The organism is Fuerstiella sp. (assembly GCA_022447225.1).
Classification (GTDB): Bacteria; Planctomycetota; Planctomycetia; order Planctomycetales; family Planctomycetaceae; genus S139-18.
In genome coordinates this window covers 84,401-106,732 of record JAKVAZ010000017.1, presented here as the reverse complement: position 1 = coordinate 106,732, position 22,332 = coordinate 84,401, and the positions used below count along the sequence as shown (strand labels likewise).

The 22,332-nt window shown below is 51.6% G+C and carries 14 protein-coding genes and 5 tRNA genes; 18 read left to right on the top strand and 1 reads right to left on the bottom strand.

Annotation, left to right across the window (positions count from 1 at the left end; genetic code table 11):
• Window positions 1–94 precede the first annotated feature (94 nt).
• Window positions 95–3,061 carry a DUF1592 domain-containing protein gene (locus tag MK110_18135; protein MCH2213225.1) on the top strand — a complete coding sequence of 989 codons (2,967 nt, stop codon included), beginning with the start codon at window positions 95–97 and terminating at the stop codon, window positions 3,059–3,061.
• A 44-nt stretch (window positions 3,062–3,105) separates the two neighbouring features.
• The gene (locus tag MK110_18130; GenBank protein MCH2213224.1) at window positions 3,106–4,443 is read left to right on the top strand and encodes a DUF1552 domain-containing protein; all 1,338 of its coding nucleotides are present in this window, start codon (window positions 3,106–3,108) and stop codon (window positions 4,441–4,443) included.
• A 56-nt stretch (window positions 4,444–4,499) separates the two neighbouring features.
• On the opposite strand, the gene MK110_18125 is transcribed toward MK110_18130, so the two are convergent.
• On the bottom strand, window positions 4,500–4,967 hold the full coding sequence (locus MK110_18125; protein ID MCH2213223.1) for a hypothetical protein: 468 nt from the start codon (window positions 4,965–4,967) through the stop codon (window positions 4,500–4,502).
• A 717-nt stretch (window positions 4,968–5,684) separates the two neighbouring features.
• Between MK110_18125 and MK110_18120 the strand changes: the two genes are divergently transcribed.
• The 16 genes from MK110_18120 to rpoC all read left to right on the top strand — a co-directional run bounded on the left by MK110_18120 (window position 5,685) and on the right by rpoC (window position 22,243).
• Window positions 5,685–7,349, top strand: coding sequence for a sigma-70 family RNA polymerase sigma factor (locus MK110_18120; protein MCH2213222.1), 1,665 nt, complete (start codon window positions 5,685–5,687; stop codon window positions 7,347–7,349).
• 301 nt (window positions 7,350–7,650) lie between these two features.
• Window positions 7,651–7,723 (top strand) — tRNA-Thr (locus MK110_18115).
• 73 nt (window positions 7,724–7,796) lie between these two features.
• A tRNA-Tyr gene (locus MK110_18110) sits at window positions 7,797–7,878 on the top strand.
• A gap of 75 nt (window positions 7,879–7,953) precedes the next feature.
• Window positions 7,954–8,024 (top strand) — tRNA-Gly (locus MK110_18105).
• Window positions 8,025–8,041: 17 nt separating this feature from the next.
• Window positions 8,042–8,114, top strand: a tRNA-Thr gene (locus MK110_18100).
• Between the two features lie 117 nt (window positions 8,115–8,231).
• Window positions 8,232–9,428, top strand: a complete 1,197-nt coding sequence (gene tuf / locus MK110_18095) for an elongation factor Tu (GenBank protein ID MCH2213221.1) — start codon at window positions 8,232–8,234, stop codon at window positions 9,426–9,428.
• Window positions 9,429–9,500: 72 nt separating this feature from the next.
• On the top strand, window positions 9,501–9,653 hold the full coding sequence (gene rpmG / locus MK110_18090; protein ID MCH2213220.1) for a 50S ribosomal protein L33: 153 nt from the start codon (window positions 9,501–9,503) through the stop codon (window positions 9,651–9,653).
• A gap of 16 nt (window positions 9,654–9,669) precedes the next feature.
• Window positions 9,670–9,742: transfer RNA gene (locus tag MK110_18085), tRNA-Trp, on the top strand.
• Window positions 9,743–9,782: 40 nt separating this feature from the next.
• Complete coding sequence (gene secE / locus MK110_18080; protein ID MCH2213219.1) at window positions 9,783–10,220, top strand: preprotein translocase subunit SecE; 438 nt, start codon at window positions 9,783–9,785, stop codon at window positions 10,218–10,220.
• Between the two features lie 168 nt (window positions 10,221–10,388).
• Complete coding sequence (nusG, locus tag MK110_18075) at window positions 10,389–10,949, top strand: transcription termination/antitermination protein NusG (protein ID MCH2213218.1); 561 nt, start codon at window positions 10,389–10,391, stop codon at window positions 10,947–10,949.
• A gap of 100 nt (window positions 10,950–11,049) precedes the next feature.
• Window positions 11,050–11,475 (top strand): 50S ribosomal protein L11, encoded by a 426-nt coding sequence (gene rplK, locus MK110_18070; protein MCH2213217.1) that lies wholly within the window; start codon window positions 11,050–11,052, stop codon window positions 11,473–11,475.
• A 222-nt stretch (window positions 11,476–11,697) separates the two neighbouring features.
• Window positions 11,698–12,402 carry a 50S ribosomal protein L1 gene (gene rplA, locus MK110_18065; protein MCH2213216.1) on the top strand — a complete coding sequence of 235 codons (705 nt, stop codon included), beginning with the start codon at window positions 11,698–11,700 and terminating at the stop codon, window positions 12,400–12,402.
• A gap of 104 nt (window positions 12,403–12,506) precedes the next feature.
• The gene (rplJ, locus tag MK110_18060; GenBank protein ID MCH2213215.1) at window positions 12,507–13,025 is read left to right on the top strand and encodes a 50S ribosomal protein L10; all 519 of its coding nucleotides are present in this window, start codon (window positions 12,507–12,509) and stop codon (window positions 13,023–13,025) included.
• A gap of 95 nt (window positions 13,026–13,120) precedes the next feature.
• Window positions 13,121–13,537 (top strand): 50S ribosomal protein L7/L12, encoded by a 417-nt coding sequence (rplL, locus tag MK110_18055; GenBank protein MCH2213214.1) that lies wholly within the window; start codon window positions 13,121–13,123, stop codon window positions 13,535–13,537.
• A gap of 565 nt (window positions 13,538–14,102) precedes the next feature.
• Entirely contained in the window at window positions 14,103–17,825 is a 3,723-nt protein-coding gene (gene rpoB, locus MK110_18050; GenBank protein ID MCH2213213.1) for a DNA-directed RNA polymerase subunit beta, read from the top strand.
• Between the two features lie 101 nt (window positions 17,826–17,926).
• The gene (gene rpoC, locus MK110_18045; GenBank protein MCH2213212.1) at window positions 17,927–22,243 is read left to right on the top strand and encodes a DNA-directed RNA polymerase subunit beta'; all 4,317 of its coding nucleotides are present in this window, start codon (window positions 17,927–17,929) and stop codon (window positions 22,241–22,243) included.
• Window positions 22,244–22,332: the final 89 nt, after the last annotated feature.

Here is a 22,332-nt window from a genome sequence, read left to right as displayed (position 1 = left end):
AACCGGAGCATAAACGGTTTGGGCGGATCAAAATCAATATCAGACCGGTTCATTGTGAGCCAGATTTTGGCTGTCATTTCCAGGAAGTAAATTGGTGAGACGCCTGCTGGATCGTGGAAATCCCTTTGACATCGACTGGCCAGGTCAAATCATTCCTGCCGCGATCTTTTTGTTCATAGCCGGAGTGCCGACTGCTGAATCCAAAGATTCATTCGATCAGGAAGTACTTCCATTTCTGAAGAGCTACTGCCTGAAATGCCATCATGACGAAACCGCGGAATCCGGCATACGACTCGATCAACTCACGGGGACACCGGAACCCAGGGAACTGCGACTCTGGGAAGGAATCCGCAGACAGATCATCGATCTGAAGATGCCACCGGAAGATGAACCACAGCCAGCGAACACGGAACGTGCCGCACTAACAGCGTGGATCGACCAGGCGATTAGAACAATCAGATCCCGTCCTGACAAACGGAACGGTTCGATTCGGCGATTGACCGTCAGTCAATATCGAAACACACTCCAGGATCTGCTGGGACTGCGTGAAGACATCACTCAGTCGCTGCCTCCGGATGCTGTATCAAAGGACGGATTTACGAATAACACGCAGTCCATGCAACTGACCCCGCTGCAGGTTGAGACCTACCTGGAAATAGCCGAACAGGCCCTCGACCGGTGCATCGTGGATGAAACCGTCAAACCAATGATCCAGAGTTTCCGGGTGGACCTTGGGAAACACGTGAATTCAGCCCCTTACCCGGACGCGCTGATTCTGGGAGCGAACAGCGCCCTGCTGGAGAACACGGATTTTGTAGTGTCTCAGCCGATTCCTCAAAAACAATTTGATTTTGATCCACTTCAGATGCAGACCGTTTTTCGCTTTGTCGAGGGCTATGAGGGAAACAGCACAGTACGCGGCTGGAGAGATTACGACAGCATCTATCATGCCGTGTTTGCCTGTGTTCGCGGGGCAGAAGGGTATCCCAGGGGAATGGCGTGGGAAACAGTCCCCGAGGGCCTGCTGCTTCGGCCGGCGATTCCCGGACAAGGACTGTTCGGAGTGGACTCGACTTACGGTCACAAAGCGAATTTCAAGATATCTCTGCGGGAGTTACCAACTGGTGGAGATTTTCGCGTGACCGTTTCCGCAGCAAAATATGACGATGGCCTGCTGTTGGAAACAGGAGCCGCCAGTCAGCGGAAGTCGAATGAAAACAGCGTGGTAATCAGCAATCCCGCGACCAGAAACCGGATCATCATTGAGCATTCCGGAATCTATCAGGTGGATGCTTACGCGAAAGATTCTTCTGCAGTAACGGTTCCTCAGATCACGCTTACCTGCGGAACACTGTCATTCAGTGGTCAACTGCATCAACCGGCATTTCTGGTTCTGAGATTGCCGGCCGGAAAAACTAATATTTCTGTCCAGTCTGATGGAATTTCGCTGGATCGGATTATTCTGACGCCCCTCTCGGAAACCACTGACCTGGCTCAGCGATTTATCGCATTCGAACAGCGTTCACCAAAAATTGGTGTACACATGGGATTGCGCCGTGATTGCGGCAGTACGCTGGCTGCTGTTGGCGTCGCTCAAACCGTTGACGGCACAAAGCCTGCAGAGTTTGTCTTCGAAGGAGCCATCAACAACTTTCCCAAACCCAGCGTGGAAAAAGACAATGTCAATTATCTGGCGGGGATCAGGGAAATCGGAGTTCGGAGTGAATATACGGACGGACGGGACATACCGCGATTGCTGATCAGATCGGTTCTGTTTGAAGGACCGTTCTATGAATCATGGCCGCCTGCAGTTCACCGCCGCATCTTCCCTGAAACTCAACTGCCGGCAGATTCTCCCGAGCGGGCTCGTGAGATCATTCGCAGGTTTGCAACGAATGCTTATCGGCGACCTCTGACCGGCGTGGAAGAAACATCATTGTTTGCCGCCTGGCGAAAGGCTTTTGAGTCTACCGGAAATTTCCGGCTCAGTATCAGGAACACGCTTTACGTTGTGCTGACGTCGCCTCAGTTCCTGTTTCTTGTGGAACGCAGTGAGACGCCTGAACCGGAACCGTTGAATGCCTGGGAACTTGCCGCAAAACTGTCTTATTTTCTGTGGAACACGGCTCCGGATGAACGACTGCTGCAGATCGCCGCAGAGGATCAACTGCATGAATCACTGGATACTGAAGTTGATCGAATGATCAGCCATGACCGATTTGAACAGTCTATGCAGCAATTTGTGGCGCAGTGGCTGGACCTGAATCGTTTCGATGTCATCGAAGTCGACCATAAGCGATTCCCACAACTCACTCCTCATGTGCGCACACAGCTTCGCAGGGAACCTGTCGAGCTTTTGCAGTATCTGATTCGCGAAAATCTGCCTCTGCATCAACTAATCCGCTCCGATTTTGTTCTGGCGAATGAAGTCGTTGCCGATTACTACGGATTGAGTGAACAGGTGGAAACCGGTTTTGATTTTGTTCGTGTCAGGCATGGAAAAAACGGTTTGGGTGGAGTGCTGACGCAGGCCGCAATTCTTGCGGGACTTTCGGATGGCAGAGAATCGAATCCCGTTAAACGTGGTGCCTGGCTGGCTCGTCGGATTATCGCCGAACCACCGGCAGATCCTCCTCCCAATGTTCCGGAGCTGCCGATCGATCAAAGTGGATTGTCGATGCGGGAAAGGCTAAAATATCACAGCAGTCAGAAAGAATGCGCAGGATGTCACGCCCGTATCGATCCCTGGGGACTGGCGTTTGAACAATATGATGCCGGGGGCTTGTCTCGTGAGGACTCAGTTGTCAGTCATACCACACTGCCTGACGGCACAGACATTAGTGATACAACAGGACTTAAATCCTATCTGGTCGAAGACCGTATTGATCAGGTGGCGTTCAGCCTGTTAAAGAATCTTGCCGGCTACGCAGTTGGACGAACTCTCACGTATAACGAGATTGAGTTCCTTAGGGCACACGCTTTAGAATTAAAACCTCAGGGATATCTAATGCGCGACATGGTCCGATTCGTCATTAACAGTGACTTATTTCTGATGAAATAACATCGTTTCGTCTCAATTTCCCAGTTTGAACGGGCACTCAGTCCATGACTCACGCTAAACAGCTTGATCGTCGCTCCGTACTCAAGGGCGTGGCCGGTTCAACGCTCGCTCTTCCAGTGCTCGAAGCAATGGGAAAGGAGATCGCAGAGCAAATACCGAAGAGATTCTGTGCCCTCTACACCGCCAACGGTATGTCGCTGCCCAAAGCGGATCACGGGATCAGTGAATGGAGCTGGTTTCCGGAAAAAACAGGTCGTGGGTTCGTGTTCGGAGAATCCACCAGGCCGCTGAGTCCCTATCGAGACCAGCTCAGTTTCCTGGGTGGTCTCTACCATCCAAACGGACCGCGGGCCGATCCTCACATTTGTTCCGACATGTGGCTTACCGGCGCACCACTCCATGATTCGAGCCGTGGAACGTTTAACTCTGTCGGGCTGGATCAGGTAGTGGCACTCCATACGAAACAGCATTGCCGACGTCCGTCGCTGGTTATGTCAGTCGATGCCGGTGTCGGTTTTTTGTCGAGAACCGGTACGATCTCGTACAATATTGAAGGCAAGCCGGTTCCTGCGATGAATAATCCCCGGCGCATCTTTGATCGTCTGTTTCGAGGTGAACATTCGTCACTGGAAAATCAGCGACAACATCTGCGTCGTCGGATCAAGCTCGTAGATGCGGTACTGGAAACAACCCGTTCATTCAACAGGACACTGGGACGATCTGATCGAGCTACCATGGATCAGTATTTGACGTCACTCAGCGAAGTGGAATCGCGTCTGATCACGTCCGAAAAATGGATCGACGTCCCGATCAAAGATCAGGATTATTCAGGTCTGGACCTCGACGCAACGTCGGAAGGAGAACCGGCCGAATACTACCGCACCATGTTTGATCTGATCGCCCTGGCGTTTGATGCCGATATCACCCGTTCCATTACCTTTATGCTGAATCGCGAGGATGGTATGGGGATCAGTGACACATTTCCGCTCAGACTGGGCCTGTCCCACACCCACCACAGTTTGTCTCATGCCGGTGACAGAGAAGGACAGCTGCAGTTTGCAATGTACGATCGATTTCTGAGTGAGCAGCTGGCCGGGTTCCTGCAGCAAATGCAGGAATACAAAGATGTGAACGGCAGTGTCCTGGACAACAGTATCGTATTGTACGGAAGTGGCGCCAGTACGACTCACTGGTCAAAGAATCTGCCCACGCTGATTGCCGGTGGCTCAAATATGGGGCTTCAGCACGGTACGTACTGGCAAAACGGAGAAACAATCATGTCCAACGTGTATCTCAGCATCCTGAGATCGATGGGGATTCAGCAGGAATCTTTCGCCGACAGCACACAATTGCTGACTGATTCAATTTTCACGTCAGTATGAAACTCAGGCCATGACATCTCGACTGCAGTCCCTCCAGCGCCACAGACCATTACTGGTTAATTGTGATCGTGTGATGCGTCGCAGTCGATGCCTCCCATGGAGATGTCATTAACGTTTTTCAACTCCACAAGCGCCTCCTGCAGTGACTCCCGCAACTTTCTCTGGCGTCTGTCAACCCGGCTGGAATGTACACGTGACGCCACCGCGTCACTAAGTGCCAGCAGAATCAGCCAGAGCGAAAGCAGCAGCAGCGCCATCACGTAGCAGGTAGCAAAAATGGGTGACGTCTCCAGCGCCCTGATGTAACCAAACAGACCAATCAGTGCGCCAAGGGTCACTGCAAAGGCTGATGTCTGCATCCGACGGCGGTACTGTTGCTCAAAAAAACGGCGATCTGCATCAGAAAGAGACTCATCATCCAGATGATTTCGGCGTTGGATGACATGGAGCACAATCATCGCCATACCCACCGAGGAAACGAGGGTTCCAAACAAAAGGTAGGTGGTCGCTGCTTCGTGGAACATGCGGGAGAACTCATAAAAGGACCGACGCAATACCGCCGTTGACCAGGAAATTCGACTTTATCAGTGCGATTAAATCGGCACAGTCTTCGCACTGTGCAATTTATGTTCCTCAATGAATGATTACAAAGTTCCTCAAATTTGTCCGGGGCTTAGTTACTGCCAGGCAACTATTTACGGAAATGAGGAAGGTGATTCCGAACGGATGTCCGGCCGCACGAATTGAGGCGGATTTCGTCAGAGTGAAGCAATTTACTGCAGCAGCATGCTCGGTTAACCGTTTTCTCCTGCTGTCGTGGATTGTAAATATTCCGATCTCTTATTTGGGACAGGTGTCATCGTTGTGATGGCGCATTTGCCCTAGTTTTGATGTCGCCAACGTCGAGTCTTACAAGCTGCCGGTCGACCTGATCAGTACTGGCCTGTTGACCGAGGAAGTTTCATCAGAAATGTAATCCTGGTGGGGTTTTGACGAACATTTTTGCAATCTTTGAGTCCCTGTTAGATGTTGACCGGGTGCAATTCGCACAGTTTTTTTGTTTTACGTCTGAGGCCAAAAATTACTGAAACTCTATGACTCAGGACAATCAGGAATGGTCCGGTGACTGGCCCTGACCATGACACGGTGTTGTTGATGGCACACGCTTTGCAAATTCAGTTCGACAACAGCGGGAACAGAACCTGGCAATTTGTTTGATCGAGTGAATCAGGAGGTCAACTATGACGCGTTACCATTCGCAAATGATCGCACAACTTGCGTTTCAGCAGAAGCGGTTTGCACCGCAGCCTGTGCGACACCGGCAGATTGTGCAAACGGAATCTCTCCTGGAGAAACTACAGTCCAGAGAGACTCAAACTTACGGCGATATCTGCGAGCACATCACAGGCTATCGCCCGAATTCCTGCGCCGACGTGGAATTGCCCGCAGATGATCTGCTCCACGATCTTCGTTGCTTAATTGAGGATATTTCCGAAAGTCTGGGACAGGAAGTACGCGAAACAGACATCCCGGTCCTGACCGTACAGCAGGTCAGTGACCGATTTAATGTCTCGACAAAGACAGTCGACCGTTGGAGAAACCGCGGACTCGCCAGCAGGCGAATGAAAGTAAACGGACGTCTGAGGGTCGTGATTCCACAAAATACTCTCGAACGATTCGTTGCCAGCCATCGAAGAGAAATCGATCGGGGACGAACCTTTCGGCAAATGACCGGTGCAGAACGGCAGCAGGTGATTCTTCAGGCGAGAATACTCGCTGCGGACGGTTTCGGTCTGACTGCAGTAAGCCGCCGACTTGGGCTACAGTTCAAACGGGCAGCGGAAACCATTCGTTACACCCTCCGTGACTATGATCGAAAACACCCGGAAAATGCTTTGTTTGGGGATCCTGGACGGCAGTTGTCTAATAAGCATCAGGAGCTGGTGTACGATTTGCACGACCACGGAGTACCGGTGGCTGATCTGGCGCGACGATTCAGTCGGTCTCAGTCTTCCATTAAGGCAGTACTCGCATCAGTAGGGGCCCAGCGTTTAAAGGCAGCTCCAATCGAATTTATGGACAGCCCTGAATTCCACAAGCCGGATGCCGAACGCGTTATCTGTGTGGACGCACCGGACTATGATGACAGGAAGGGAGCAGTTCGAGCGCCTTCCGGTCTGCCAGCTTACCTGGCGGATCTGTATCGAGTCCCGCTGCTCAATAAACCACAGGAACAGCACTATTTTCGCCTGATGAACTTTCTCAAAATGCAGGCGAGTGAACTTCAGGCCGAACTGGACCTCAGTCGACCGGTTGGAAAAGTAGCCCGGAAACTGACGTCTGTAATGGAAGATGTTGCGAAAATCAAAAGTCTCCTGATTCGCTCAAATCTGCGGCTGGTCGTGTCAATTGCCAGACGACATCTGAATCCAGGCGTGAATTTCTTTGAACTGGTCAGCGATGGCAACATCTCGCTGATTCGGGCGATCGAGAAATTCGATTACGCGAGAGGCAACAAATTCTCTACGTATGCGTCCTGGGCCATCATGAAGAACTTCGCAAGATCCGTTCCTGCAGAACATACTCGCAACGATCGGTTCCGTACCGGCTACGAAGAATTGTTCCAGCAGTCGGATGACCTGAGAGCCAATCAGTTCGCCGCGGAAATCAAGAATATGGCTCAGCGCACAGCGTTGAGTGAAATTCTGGAGGAACTGGATGGTCGGGAACGTAAGGTCATTTCCTGTCGTTTTGGTCTGCTGAGAGGGTCGGAACCCGAAACACTTGAGCAGGTTGGTCATCGCCTGGGAGTGACCAAAGAACGTGTCCGCCAGATCGAAGTCAGGACTCTGGACAAAATGCGAAAGATCGCCAAGCACAAACGAGTCGAAATCCCTGAGTTTTGATGCCGAAAATCCAAATTCGGCGGCTTACAGGTTTCAGCGGTGTGTAGCTACTCATTATTCGTTTGGCTGGCTCTCAGGCCAATGGAATCGAGATCTCACCATCGATGTTCTCTCGAGTGTGTCACGTGAACCGACAAGTGCCTGTTCCCGAACACGGTCCCCACTTAATTTTGGGGTTCGGTGCCAATATGAAGTCCATGTTTTTTCCATGCTGGGAAGACTCCAAAGCTTTCCGGGATCGGCCTTGCCTGCGATTTGCCGATTGTTATACTTCCTGGCTCGCCACCGGGGGTCGGTCTGCGCTAGCGTAGCTCAATTGGCAGAGCTCCGGTTTTGTAAACCGGAGGTTGTGGGTTCGAGTCCCACCGCTAGCTAACGTGAACTACGGCAGGCGTGTGTTGGAGCGGCTTGCCGTTCTTTTTTGTTGCTGTAGCTGCAGGCGTTGAGGGGGGTGTTCCAGAGCGGCCAAATGGGCCAGACTGTAAATCTGGTGGCGAAGCCTTCGCAGGTTCGAATCCTGCCGCCCCCACCTCACAGATTCTGTCTGGCGCGGATTCAGATTGATCGGTTCTGCTGATTGGTCGGGTTTGTGTTCGGCAGTCAAGCGGGCGTAGTTCAACGGTAGAACTCCAGCCTTCCAAGCTGGTGGTGTGGGTTCGATTCCCATCGCCCGCTCCTATGGGGTCTCTCACGCTGCTGTAGCTCAGTTGGTAGAGTGCGTCCTTGGTAAGGACGAGGTCATGGGTTCAAGTCCCATCAGCAGCTATTGTTGATTGGTTTGCATTGTTTGGTGCCTCGCGTGAGGTACCGTTTTTCGATTTTAATGGTGGTTGCGCCGGGCATTATGTCTGCTCTGGCTTAGATCGATCTGGAGTTCAGGAGATGGCAAAAGAGACATTTGAGCGAACGAAGCCTCACGTTAATGTGGGTACCATTGGTCACATCGACCACGGAAAGACAACGCTGACTGCTGCAATTTTGGCGGTGCAGGGCGCGAAGGGGATGGCAAGTTTTAAGAGCTATGCAGATATCGCTAAGGGAGGAACTGTTCGCGACGACACCAAGACCGTGACAATCGCAGTGTCACACGTAGAGTACGAATCGCCACAGCGTCATTATGCTCACATCGATTGCCCGGGGCACGCAGACTATATTAAGAACATGATCACTGGTGCTGCCCAGATGGATGGTGCCATTCTCGTCGTTTCGGCTGCGGACGGTCCAATGCCACAGACTCGTGAACACATCCTGTTGGCCCGTCAGGTCGATGTTCCGGCTCTTGTCGTGTTCCTCAACAAATGCGACTTGGTCGACGATGAGGACTTGCTGGAATTGGTCGAGATGGAAGCTCGGGAGTTGTTGAGTAAATACGACTTCCCTGGTGATGACATCCCGCTGATTAAGGGTAACGCCAAGGGAGCGCTGGATAATCCGGAAGATGAAACTTACAGCGCGTGTATTACTGAGTTGATGGACGCATTGGATGCCAATATTCCGGAGCCGGCTCGCGAGGCGGATAAGCCTTTCCTGATGGCAGTGGAAGACGTTTTTTCAATTGAAGGTCGCGGCACGGTGGCAACTGGCCGAATTGAGCAGGGTCGGATCAACGTCGGTGACAAGGTCGAGATCATCGGGCTAAAGGAAACTGCCGAGACGACCTGCACAGGTGTTGAAATGTTCCAGAAAACGCTTGATGAAGGAATCGCCGGCGATAATGTCGGACTGCTTCTTCGCGGCATCAAGAAAGAAGAGATTGAGCGTGGCCAGGTTTTGGCGACTGCCGGATCCATCAACCCTCACACAAAGTTTGAGTGCGAAGTTTACGTGTTAAGTAAAGAGGAAGGCGGTCGCCACACCCCGTTCTTTACCGGTTATCGCCCTCAATTCTACTTCCGGACCACGGACGTGACGGGAACAACAGCACTGATGGGCGGGGCCGAGATGTGCATGCCTGGAGATAACGTAAAACTGGAAGTGGAAATGGGCAAGCAGATTGCCATGGATGAGGGAAGCCGTTTCGCGATTCGTGAAGGTGGTCGCACGGTTGGCTCCGGTGTTGTAACAAAGATTCTTGAATAGTGCTGAGTGATCGACAGGAAGCTGTCTGTTCACGATATCTGAGCAGGCAGTTTTTATTGTGGGAGGCTTATCGTGCGAGAGTATGTTTGGCTGGAATGCACCGAGACGGGGATGCGGAACTATCGCATCATTAAGGAGACTCGCGGCTCGGAACGTCTGCAGCTGATGAAATACAGTCCAAAACTTCGTCGGCATACACTTCACAAAGAGTCGCGGAAGAAGTGATGAGCCGTTCGTGTTTACGGGCGTAGCTCAATTGGCAGAGCAGCGGATTCCAAATCCGCAGGTTGGGGGTTCGAGTCCCTCCGCCCGTGTTTCGGGTGTTGTGCGGGTTATCGTGAGAGGCCGGAACTGATGTCAAGCAAGGGTATTGGGATCGAAGTACTCCCTGAACTGTTTCGCATCGCATTGTACAAATCGCGCCAGGGGCGCGTGGTACGGCGTTCTACGTTGATATGCCTGATCATTTTGTCTGGATTTGGAGCTATTGCACTGCACGGCCAGCTGCAGGGAGTGATGAATGAACGTCAGTATTTCCGCGTTGGTGTGCCGCTGGCAGTGTGGGCCGTTTTTTGCTGGATTTCGTTTCGCGTCATTAATGTGCCGAAATTCGCTGATTTTTTAATTTCTGTAGAAGCTGAACTCGAAAGAGTCGTCTGGCCGGGCACTCAGCAGGTCACGCAGGCTACGATTGTGGTTATTACGGTCATGGTAACACTGGGAATATTCCTCACTGTTGCGGACTTCGTCTGGAAGTGGCTGTTTAAGCTCGTCGGATTTATTGATTACTAATTGTTGCTCTCAGCACAGGCTGTGAGTTCGTGTGAGTTGGGATTGTTGGTTTTGGGAGTTCGTCAAACTGTCGATTGTTGTGACCGGCAGGTTGCAATGTCACGTTCGCGTCATCAGGATATCTCGCTTGCGTGTTAGGTGACGGTAGACGCGTTGGGATCGCAGTTGATGGTGGATGAGCTATCAGAATTTTCGGGTGAAATGCGCTGGTTTGTGCTCAAGGTTCAAACGAACCGTGAGAGAACCATTCGTGATGCACTGTTGAAAAAAATAAAATTGGAGGAGCTGGACAGCGAATTCGGCGAGATCGTGATTCCGTCAGAAAAAGTGGTCGACACTCGAAGCGGCAAAGCCCGGAAAAGTGAGCGAAAGCTGTTTCCAGGCTACGTCATGATTCAAATGGTATTGAATGACGAGACCTGGTATCTGGTTCGGGATACCAGTGGGGTAGGCGATTTTGCAGGTACAGCCGGCAAGCCGATCCCAATGGAGCAGCATGAAGTTGATCGCATGCTGGGCAAAGTTGAAGAGGAAGCTGTCTCTGCACCCAAAGTAAAAATATCGTTTTCACAGGGTGAAATGGTAAAAATCACGGACGGAGCATTTGAAAATTTTGAAGGAACAATTGAAGAGATCGATGATCACAGCGGAAAGATATCGGTGTTGATTGAGGTATTTGGACGGTCGACTCCGGTGGAGCTTGATCACTGGCAGGTCGAGTCCGTTTGAGAACTGTTTCGTAACAGCGGGAGGTTTTGTTCATCACCTCCTGAGTGAATCAGCCGACCGTTTTTCGGTCGTGCAATTTGTGTATGAGGTTGGCGTTTCCATGGGTAAGCAGCTTGTTGCTGAAATTAAGGTCCAGATTCCAGGCGGACAGGCGACGCCCGCGCCACCGGTCGGAACAGCACTTGGTCCACACGGGGTCAATATCGGCCAGTTTGTGCAGCAGTTTAATGACCGAACGAAAGAATCCGGAGGTACAACGATTCCGGTCGTGATCTCTGTATATAACGACCGTTCCTTTGATTTTATTCTGAAGAGTCCGCCTGCTGCTGTCTTGCTAAAGAAAGCAGCAGGAATTGCAAAAGGGTCAGGAAATCCGTTAGCCAACAAGGTCGGATCCGTTAATCGAGCTCAACTGGAAGAGATCGCAAAAACAAAGTTCAACGATCTCAACACGGCATCTATGGACCAGGCAGTTCGTGTGATTGCAGGAACTGCCCGCAGCATGGGTCTTGAAGTGACCGACTAGTCCTATTGGATTGTGTCGACATTGACAACGTTTTTCACGAACAGGCGGAATCGGCTCTGTCGGTCCTGCATCAGGAAAGCAAATTCACTTTTTTAAACAGTTCAGCCGACCCCCTAACTAATTCATAATCTTATTGTGAATACCAACAACTTGGTCTCGGCTGTGTGATCAATGAATTATCTCGCGATTCGAATTCGCGACCGTCGGGTGTTAGGTACAGACATGGCTGGCAAATCAAAACGACTTCAGTTTTTAGCAAAAAAAACGGCTGAAATAGGCGTACTGAATGTTGCGGATGCTGTTGATTCACTGAAGTCTCTGGAGGAAGGATTACCGAAAGGAGTAAAGCCCTGTGGTTTTGACCAGACTGTCGAAATCGCCGTGCGATTAGGAGTCGACCCTAAACAGGCGGATCAGATGGTGCGAGGATCGATCGTACTGCCCCATGGAATCGGCAAATCGCAACGCGTACTGGTGTTTGCCAAGGGTGACAATCTGGCCGTAGCGGAATCAGCGGGTGCAGACCATGTGGGCGGCAAGGAACTGGCAGACAGAATCAAGGATGGCTGGCTTGATTTTGACGTGGTAATCGCCACACCGGATATGATGGGCACTGTTGGGCCTCTTGGCCGGGTGCTGGGGCCACGTGGCCTCATGCCGTCACCAAGAGCTGGAACAGTCACACAGGATATTACGACTGCTATCAACGAGTACAAAGCAGGTAAAGTTGAATTTCGAGTTGATTCCGGTTCCAACGTTCACTGCGTGGTCGGACGGATGTCATTTGAAAAAGAACAGTTACGAGAAAACATCGAATCATTGCTCCGGTACATACAGAACATGAAACCGGCAACTTCGAAGGGTGTCTACGTTCGGGGAGCGTGTCTGTCGGCCACGATGTCACCGGGGATTGCCATAGCGGTATGACGGCAGGCCGGGGCCGACGTATTGACGTAATAACAAGCTGACAGATGAATCGAAAATAACCCTGGCAGGGTGTTAGTTGTGATCTGTCGCGGGAAAAAAGTGCGATGAGTCGTCGAATAAAAGATATGTTGATTGCGGATATCACCGGTCGCATTGGTGATGCACGTGACATGCTTGTGGTGGATTGTTCTGCGATGGATGCCATCACTAACAATCAGTGGCGAACCGGAATTGCGGATGCCAACATCTCAGCACTCACGGTCAAGAACTCGATAGCGCGCAATGCGCTGGCCCGGATCGGTGTTGAAGGTCTGGACGAAATTCTTGCCGGCCCCTCAACACTCATCTGGGGTGGCGATGACGTCGTTGCTCTTTCTAAGGAAATCTCAAAATGGTCGAAACAGGCCAAGGGGCTGAAAATCAAAGGAGCAACGGTCGAGGGAAAGACCCTCGATGCGGCCGGCGTGGATGCACTCAGTAAAAGCCCCGGTCGTCTGGAATTGATCGGCCAGATCGCCGGTTTAATGTTGTCGCCGGCAAGCCGACTGGCAGGTGCCCTTAAGGGACCAGGTGGCCAACTGTCCGGTGCACTGAAATCAATCGCCGACGGCGGCGAGTCATAGGAAATTGAGACGAACCCGTTCTGGTTGTCCAGGCTTGGGTTTGGTCAATAGTTTTGCCAAACAGCTTCACTAAGAGAAACGAAAGGTAATCGCTGATGTCCACGGCAGAAGCAACATCGGAATTTGACTCAGCTACGAAGGAGCTGGGTGACAAAATCGTCGGACTCACTTTGCTGGAAGCCAAGCAGGTCGCGGACTATCTTAAGGAAGTTCACGGGATTGAACCGGCAGGTGGTGGTGCCGTCATGATGGCTCCTGCTGCCAGTGATTCGGACGGAGGCTCTGGTGAAGCAGAAGCAAAGACCGAGTTTGACGTGATCTTGACTGGTGACGGTGGCAACAAGATTCCAGTGATTAAAGTCGTACGAGCGGCGACGAGCCTTGGACTCAAAGAAGCCAAGGAACTGGTGGAAGGAGCTCCCAAACCGGTCAAAGAAGGCCTCTCAGAAGAAGATGCGAACAAGCTGAAGGAAGAAATCGAGGGTGCCGGCGGCACCTGTGAAATCAAATAATCAGCTATTTTTCTGAAATGAAGCTGTTTTCAGAGTCCTGAGCGGGACTAGTCCCACTCAGGCCCTTGAGTTAGTGGCAAAATGTGGTTCTGCCTGTTAAGATGCGGTTGACGTCCGGATCATGGCGGGTTGGACAGCTGGTGTGGCCCGCCAAACCGGTGTGGTCGGCAATTTTTTGGTGGTATTGGCTTGGTGCGTCCGGACTTTAGTTCTATTTGACCTGACTGCAGCAGGATCCTTAATCCACCACCGTTTCGCGGATGCTCTGCGAATTCAGGTTAAGTCTCAAGTGACTCATGATGATCGACGGTTAGCTTGCTTACACAGGAGTTTGGCAAAACCGTGAATCAGGAAGACATTTGCTCTGCTCTGAGCAGGTGTCTTTTGTCGTGCGCAGATCAGCCCGTTGAGATTGAGGAAGTGGTCTGACCCTTCGTAAACAGTTCAGGCATCGTTAAAACCAAAATGCCCCGGGTGACAGTTCAGACCTCTGTGTCTCGGGATCTACGGTTGGCCGCTGTGCGTTTAGCTCAGTGTCACCCGAAAACGGAAGGCAAAGACCAACATGCCCGTTCCTGAAGTTCGTACGATCGACAGAGATACGGTCCGAGATTTTGGGAAAATCACGGCGGACTACGAAATTACAGATCTGACTCGGATTCAGACGGAATCCTACGGTCGTTTTCTACAGCTCGGACGTTCTGCGCGCGATCGTCGGGACCAAGGCCTGGAAGGGATCCTGCGGGAGGTCTTCCCGATTGAAAGCTACGATGGTCAGTTCCGCCTGGAATACGTTCGTTACGAACTCGGAAAGCCCCGTTACACACCTGCAGAGTGTCGGCAGTTGCGACTAACATACGGGCGACCATTTCGTGTCTGGCTGCGTCTGGTTAAAGAACAACCCGTTGAGGAGGAAGTGTATCTCGGCGACATTCCCGTCATGATCGGAGGCGGAGAATTCATTGTAAATGGTGCCGAACGTGTAGTCGTCAGCCAGCTTCATCGTTCACCTGGCGTCGATTTTGTACTGGCGGAAGAAACTGCCAGCAGCGATCGAAAAACACACTCCTGCCGGATTATTCCGGAACGTGGCAGCTGGATCGAACTTATTGTTACCAAGAAGGAAGCTGTAGCAGTCAGGATTGATCAGAGCGGTAAGTTTTCAGCGCTCACACTGTTACGTGCAATGGATCCGGCATATTCAACGGACTCTGCGCTGCTGAAACTATTTTACGAGTCAGAACAGCAGAAGGTGTCGTCACGTCTGACACCGGAGAAAATTCAGGGACGATACTGTGCAGATGATGTTGTTTTTCCGGAAGGACATGATCGGGCCGGGGAAATTTTCTGTGATGCCGGTGGCCAGATCACAGAAGGAATGGTCGAAGAGTTACTGGGTTCGGGTCTGACTTCAATCGAATTGTTGAAGGACGTCACGGATCTGCTGATCATCAATACACTCAACGAAGACAGCACAGCTTCGCACGAAGAGGCACTTCTTCGGATTTACCAGCGTCTGCGACCAGGAAACCCCCCCAACCTGGACAAGGCCTCTGACCTGTTCCGTGAAAAATTCTTTGATGTCAACCGGTACCGTCTGGGACGTGTTGGGCGTTTTCGAATCAATCGGAAATTCGATCAGGAAGTATCTGACGATGAAATGACCTTGCGACCGGATGATTTCGTCAATGCCATTCGTTACATCACTCGACTTCGAAGGAAGGACGATACGGCATCAATCGACGACATTGACAATTTGGGGAATCGGCGACTGAGGACCATCGATGAACTCGGGACCGATGAAATTCGCAAGGGGTTCCTCAAGCTCCGACGGACGGTTCAGGAACGAATGAGCATGAAGGAAGTCGACGGCATGACTCCTCGCACTCTGATCAATCCCAAGAGTGTGTCAGCAGCCATCGATTTCTTCTATGGTCGCAGTGAGCTTTCGCAGGTCGTGGACCAGACCAATCCTTTGTCCATGTTGACCCACGAACGTCGCTTGAGTGCTTTGGGACCGGGCGGTCTGAATCGAAAGCGAGCAGGCTTTGAAGTTCGCGATGTTCATATTTCTCACTATGGTCGTATATGTCCGATCGAAACACCGGAAGGCACGAACATTGGACTGATTTCCAGTCTCGGCATCTTCTCCAAGGTGGACCCTTATGGATTTCTGATTTCCCCTTATCGAGTGATCAAAAAAGGGAAGATCACGGACGAAGTCGTGTGGTTACGTGCGGATGAGGAATCATCAGTGTATGTAGCTCCGGCAGATACACCAGTTGAGAACGGCAAACTTGTCGATGACCTGGTTCTGGCTCGTTTCCGCAGTGACGTGGTCTGGGTTTCCAAAGACATGGTTCAGTACATCGATGTGGCCCCCTGTCAGATGGTTGGTGTGTCGGCCGGACTGATTCCTTTTCTCGAGCACGACGATGCCAACCGGGCATTGATGGGGTCAAACATGCAGCGGCAGGCAGTCCCGTTGCTGATAACAGAGCGACCGGTCGTGGGAACCGGAATGGAAGATCACGTGGCCCAGCACTCAGGAATGCTGGTACGAGCTGACAAGAGCGGAACTGTCTCGTATGTGGACGCCAACCGAGTCGACGTCGGCGATCGTAGTTATCCCCTGCGTAAATTTACTCGATTGAACGAACGAACATGTCTGAATCAAAAACCAATCGTAGCTGTGGGCGACAGGGTGAAAGCAGGCCAGCTTTTATGCGACAGTGCGGCCACCAGGAACGGGTCTCTTGCGCTGGGCCGAAATGTTCTTGTCGCGTTTATGTCGTGGGAAGGATTCAACTTTGAAGATGCTATTATTTTGTCCGAACGTCTGGTGAAGGAAGACGTTTATACGTCAATTCATGTCGATGAATTCGATGTGGAAATCCGTGAGACCAAACTGGGGCGGGAAGAATTCACTCGTGACATTCCAAATGTAAGCGAGAAGGCTCTGCGCCATTTGAACGATGACGGAATTGTGCATGTCGGAACCCGAGTTTTGCCGGGAGACATTCTTGTCGGCAAAGTTTCCCCGAAGGCCAAATCCGAACTCACACCTGAAGAAAAGCTGCTGCATGCAATCTTCGGCCGTGCCGGTGAAGATGTGAAGAATGAGTCGCTGGAAGTTCCCAGCGGGGTCGGTGGAATCGTAATTCACACGGAACGATTTTCCCGTCGGATGAGTCTGTCTGATATCGAACGAAAGCGATTTGAAGACGATCTCAAACAGGTCGAAACCGATGCCGCCGGTCGAATAGCAGAAAAATATCAGGAGTTTGCAAAAGAACTTAAATCGGTCCTTGGCAGAGCCCTGACCGATGCTGACGGACGGGATATGGGCACACTTGAAGATGTCGGTGCCGTCGCACAGTTTGCGCGGGACTTCCCGAATCATTTCGACAGTCTGGAGATCCGCAGTGCAGACAAAAAAACAGCTGCACGCCGGCTGATCAGGGACCACTGGCCCGCGGTAGAAGACGTAATCGATACCGAAGATCACCGAGTTAACAGTATGAAACGGGGTGATGAATTGCCCAGTGGAGTGCTGCAAATGGTTAAGGTTTATGTCGCGTCACGTCGGCAAATCTCAGTTGGCGACAAAATGGCCGGCCGGCACGGAAACAAAGGAGTCATCTCGAAGGTGTTGCCGATTGAGGACATGCCATTCCTCGAAGACGGAACTCCGGTCGACATCATTCTCAATCCGCTGGGCGTTCCGAGTCGAATGAATGTCGGTCAAATTCTGGAAACCCATCTGGGATGGGCAGCCGGCAAGGTTGGTTATCGGGCCGTCTGCCCGGTGTTTGACGGTGCGACGGAAGAAGAAGTTCGTGAAGCACTGGTCGAAGCAGGTTTACCGGAGGACGGAAAAGCTCGTTTGTTCGACGGACGGACGGGTATACCGATGGAACAAAAAACCACGGTTGGCCAGATCTACATGCTGAAACTGCATCACCTGGTGGATGATAAAGTTCATGCCCGTGCCACAGGCCCCTACTCATTGATCACTCAGCAGCCACTTGGTGGAAAAGCCCGATTCGGCGGACAGCGGTTCGGTGAAATGGAAGTCTGGGCATTGGAGGCCTACGGCGCTGCTTACATTCTTCAGGAACTGTTGACTGTTAAGAGTGACGATGTGGAAGGCCGCACAAAGATTTATGAATCAATGGTCAAAGGTGAAAACACACTGGAAGCCGGTACCCCTGCAAGTTTCGATGTACTCAACAATGAAATTCGCGGACTGTGCCTGAATATGCAGCTGGAGAAAGCTGGGCATTAGTGCTATTCGTCTTTTCCGTCTTCCAGTCCGTCGACCCGTTCCACGACGGTCAATGAAGAAGTACTCCCTGAAATACCACAGGCTGTTAAGGAGTTCTCAACGTGAGTGTCACTGAAACCACGTTTGATCGAGTTAATGATTTTGCCTCTGTAAAGATTGGTCTTGCCAGCCCGCACGACATTCGCAGCTGGTCCTTCGGCGAAGTAAAAAAACCGGAAACAATCAACTATCGAACGTATCGCCCGGAACGAGACGGACTCTTTTGCGAACGAATTTTTGGCCCGGAAAAGGATTGGGAATGCGCGTGCGGTAAATACCGCGGAATGAAATACAAAGGCATGATTTGCGACCGCTGTGGTGTGAAAGTAACACACAGTCGAGTCCGTCGCAAAAGGATGGGACACATTGAGCTGGCTGCGCCGGTCGTGCATATTTGGTTCTTCAAATCGATGCCGAGTCGACTGGGCGCCTTGCTTAACATGAAGACAACGTCCTTGGAAAAAGTCATCTACTTCCAGGACTTCGTTGTGACTGATCCTGGCGAAACGCCGCTGGAATTGTGCCAGATGATGACGGAAGACGAGGCCCGCTCAGCCCGTCGCGATTATGGTGAAGACGCGTTTGAAGTTGGCATGGGTGCAGAGGCTATCAAAAAGCTTTTAATGCAAATGCGTCTAGTAGAAATGTCAGAAAAATTACGCGGTGATCTGGCTAAAACAAAGAGTCAGTCGACAACAAAAGATCTGATTAAGCGTCTGAAAGTCATCGAGTCACTGCGTGACAGCGATAATCGGGCGGAATGGATGGTGCTGGACGTAATTCCTGTGATACCTCCGGATCTGCGCCCGCTCGTGCTGCTGGATTCGGGTAATTTTGCGACCAGTGACCTAAACGATTTATATCGACGAATCATCAACCGCAATAACCGTTTGAAGAAACTGGTGGATCTTAATGCTCCTGACGTTATTGTTCGCAACGAAAAGCGAATGCTCCAGCAGTCCGTAGATGCTCTCTTTGACAACAATCGCTGCAAACGACCGGTCCTGGGATCCTCTAATCGGCCACTCAAGTCTCTGACGGACATGATCAAAGGCAAGCAGGGACGTTTCCGTGAAAACCTGCTCGGAAAACGCGTCGACTATTCTGCACGCAGCGTGATCGTCGTCGGCCCCGAGCTATCCCTGCACCAGTGCGGTCTGCCGAAGAAGATCGCTCTCGAATTGTTTCAGCCGTTCGTAATTCGTCGCCTGAAGGAACTTGGCCATGCGGACACTATCAAAAGTGCCAAGCGAATGCTGGAACGGCGAGATGAAGATGTCTGGGATATCCTGGATGAAGTGATTCGCAATCATCCGGTAATGCTGAACCGGGCCCCCACGCTCCACCGTATCGGAATTCAGGCATTTGAGCCGATTCTGGTGGAAGGAAACGCGATCAAATTGCATCCACTGGTCTGCAAAGGATTCAATGCTGATTTCGACGGCGACCAGATGGCTGTCCATCTGCCACTTTCGATCGAAGCTCAGGTCGAAGCCACGTCACTGATGATGTCGACTCACAACATCTTCAGTCCGGCAAACGGCGCTCCGATTATCAGTGCATCACAGGACATTGTGATGGGATGCTACTATCTGACGCTCATGCGATCGGGGCAGCGCGGTGAAGGAATGGTTTTTGCCTCAACCGACGACGTTTTTATGGCATTTGAGCTCGGAAAAGTTTCGCGACATGCAACCATAAAAATGCGGATGCCCCGAGACAAACGATTGAAGGGAGACGGAGCAAAAGATTATCAGGCCGGAGGACTGGTTGAGACGTCTCCAGGTCGAGTCATGATGAATGACATTCTGCCGAGTCGAATGTCTTACTACAACATGACGATGCGCAGCAAGGATTTGGCAACGGTCATATCGGACTGCTATCTGGAACTGGGACGTTCAGAAACCATTGAATTACTGGATCGCATGAAAAACTGCGGTTTTCAGGCTTCAACCAGCAGCGGGCTGTCATTCGGAGCCAGCGATCTGAAGACCGCCCCAAACAAAGAGAAAGTAATTGGTGATTCAGAAAAGAAAGTTTTGACATTAATGAAAAACTTTCAACGGGGACGGATCACCGATCAGGAGCGTTACAACAAAGTACTGGACATCTGGACGCACGCTCGTGAGGAAATAACCAAAGGCATGATGGAACAACTCGAACATGACGTTCGTGACGAAGGCCGGTACGTGAACCCAATCTATCTGATGGCACACTCTGGTGCTCGAGGCGGCGTGGGCCAGATCCAGCAGCTCGCAGGGATGCGAGGTTTGATGGCAAAACCAAGTGGCGAAATCATCGAAACCCCCATCAAGTCAAACTTCCGTGAAGGGCTCTCCGTTCTCGAATACTTTAGCTCAACACACGGAGCAAGAAAGGGACTCGCAGACACCGCTCTGAAGACAGCAGACAGTGGATATCTGACGCGTAAACTGGCGGATATCTGTCAGAACATGGTCGTCACAATGCATGACTGCGGCACGACCAAAGGACTCACCCGCGGTGTTGTCTATCGCGGTGAAAAAGTTGAAGTTGGCTTGGCCGATGCAATCCGCGGTCGTGTGAGCCGAACTAACATCGTCAATGCGATTACGGATGAAATCATTGTTCGCGAAGGTGAACTGATCACCGTTGAAAAAGCTCGCAAAATCGAAGCGATGGGGCTGGAACGAATTCAGGTACGCAGTCCTATGACCTGCGATTCTCCCCTGGGAATGTGTCAGCTGTGTTACGGCATGGACCTCTCAACCGGGGATCTGGTGGAACGTGGTCTGGCTGTGGGCATCATAGCGGCTCAAAGTATCGGCGAACCAGGAACTCAGCTCACCATGCGAACATTTCACATCGGTGGCGTGGCAGAAACCGAGATGGAACAGAACGAATTACTGGCCAAACGTGGTGGTCAAATTCGATTTGCCCGCATTCGCTGCGTAACCAATGCTGACGGGAAACAGGTGGTACTGGGTCGTAATGGTGAGATTACCATTGTCGATGCCAAAGGACGTGAAGTTGAGAAACAAACCGTACCGAACGGAGCAGTGTTGCAGGTCATCGAAAACCAGGAAGTCAAAAAAGGAGCAGTTCTCTGCAACTGGGATCCACACTCAATCCCCATCATTGCTCAGGTTGGCGGCAAGGTGCGACTGGATGACTGTGTCGAGGGACAGACCGTCCGTTCCGAAAAAGACGCATCAGGAAATCTCCGTCGAACGATCACCGAACATCGCGGCGGCCTGCATCCTCAGGTGATCTTGGAAGATGGTGCCGGAAAAATTCTGGACTTCTATTACCTGCCCGAAGGTGCATCGATTGAAGTCATCGACGGTGACAAGGTAACGGCCGGTGCTGCAGTCGCACGGACTCCCCGGGAATCAGCGGGAACGCAGGACATCACCGGCGGTTTGCCGCGCGTCACAGAACTCTTCGAGGCCCGCAGTCCGAAAGATCCGGCTGTCGTAGCTGAAATCGACGGTGAGATCGAACTGCTGGCCGAAAAGAAACGAGGCAAACGAGTTGTCGTGGTTCGAGGTCAGGACGGAACTGAAATTGAACATTCCATTCCACACGGCAAACAACTGCTGGTGCACCAGGGCGACATTGTGACAGCGGGTGACGCGCTGGTCCGTGGTCCTTTAGTACCACACGACATTCTGCGGGTGAGTGGGCCGGAAGAGGTTCAACAGTATCTGCTGCACGAGATTCAGAATGTTTACCGGGCTCAGCGTGTTGAAATCGATGATAAGCATATTGAAATTGTCGTCGCCCAGATGCTTCGAAAAATTCGTATTGATGATGTAGGCGACACGGATCTGCTGCCCGGCATTCTGATTGACAAGTTTGAGTTAAAACGAGTAAATGAATCACTGAATTCAATGGCCCGTGTGACCGATCCGGGCGATACAGAATATGAAATCGACGACAAGGTCCAGTTGAATGAAATCGAGGAAGTGAACGCCGAAGTCAGCAAACCGGCCAAATTCACCAAGCTGCGGCCTGCACAGGCGAGTCCTCAGCTGCTGGGTATTACCAAGGCTTCCGTTCAGAGCGAGAGTTTCATTTCAGCGGCCAGTTTTCAGGAGACGACTAAGGTTCTTACCGAAGCAGCACTGGCAGGTCGGGTCGATAATCTGGTCGGGTTGAAGGAAAACGTCATCCTCGGACATCTGATCCCGGCCGGGACCGGTTTCCACCTGCATCAGGAGGCTCATGTTCGAATTCATGATCAGGCCATTCGTGAACAGCAGGAAGCCAAAGCAAGGATGATGGCGGCCCGTCAGAATCTGCTGACCGATACAGAAATAGCCGCTCGGAGGGCTCACGAAGATGATGACAGTCCGCGAGCACCTTCATTGGCAGATTTAACTCCGGATGACCTGTAAGATGCGGCCCATCTGCCTGGCCTCGGGAATCGCATCGGGATTCCGTAAGGGTCGGTTGACGCCCTGAAGAACCACGGGTAGATTTCGTG

Bases quoted from the DNA above. Each gene is read 5' to 3' on its own strand.
- MK110_18130 (MCH2213224.1), top strand. From the start codon at position 3,106: ATGACTCACGCTAAACAGCTTGATCGTCGCTCCGTACTCAAGGGCGTG.
- MK110_18125 (MCH2213223.1), bottom strand. From the start codon at position 4,967: ATGTTCCACGAAGCAGCGACCACCTACCTTTTGTTTGGAACCCTCGTT.
- MK110_18120 (MCH2213222.1), top strand. From the start codon at position 5,685: ATGACGCGTTACCATTCGCAAATGATCGCACAACTTGCGTTTCAGCAG.
- tuf (MCH2213221.1), top strand. From the start codon at position 8,232: ATGGCAAAAGAGACATTTGAGCGAACGAAGCCTCACGTTAATGTGGGT.
- secE (MCH2213219.1), top strand. From the start codon at position 9,783: ATGTCAAGCAAGGGTATTGGGATCGAAGTACTCCCTGAACTGTTTCGC.
- nusG (MCH2213218.1), top strand. From the start codon at position 10,389: ATGGTGGATGAGCTATCAGAATTTTCGGGTGAAATGCGCTGGTTTGTG.
- rplK (MCH2213217.1), top strand. From the start codon at position 11,050: ATGGGTAAGCAGCTTGTTGCTGAAATTAAGGTCCAGATTCCAGGCGGA.
- rplA (MCH2213216.1), top strand. From the start codon at position 11,698: ATGGCTGGCAAATCAAAACGACTTCAGTTTTTAGCAAAAAAAACGGCT.
- rplJ (MCH2213215.1), top strand. From the start codon at position 12,507: ATGAGTCGTCGAATAAAAGATATGTTGATTGCGGATATCACCGGTCGC.
- rplL (MCH2213214.1), top strand. From the start codon at position 13,121: ATGTCCACGGCAGAAGCAACATCGGAATTTGACTCAGCTACGAAGGAG.
- rpoB (MCH2213213.1), top strand. From the start codon at position 14,103: ATGCCCGTTCCTGAAGTTCGTACGATCGACAGAGATACGGTCCGAGAT.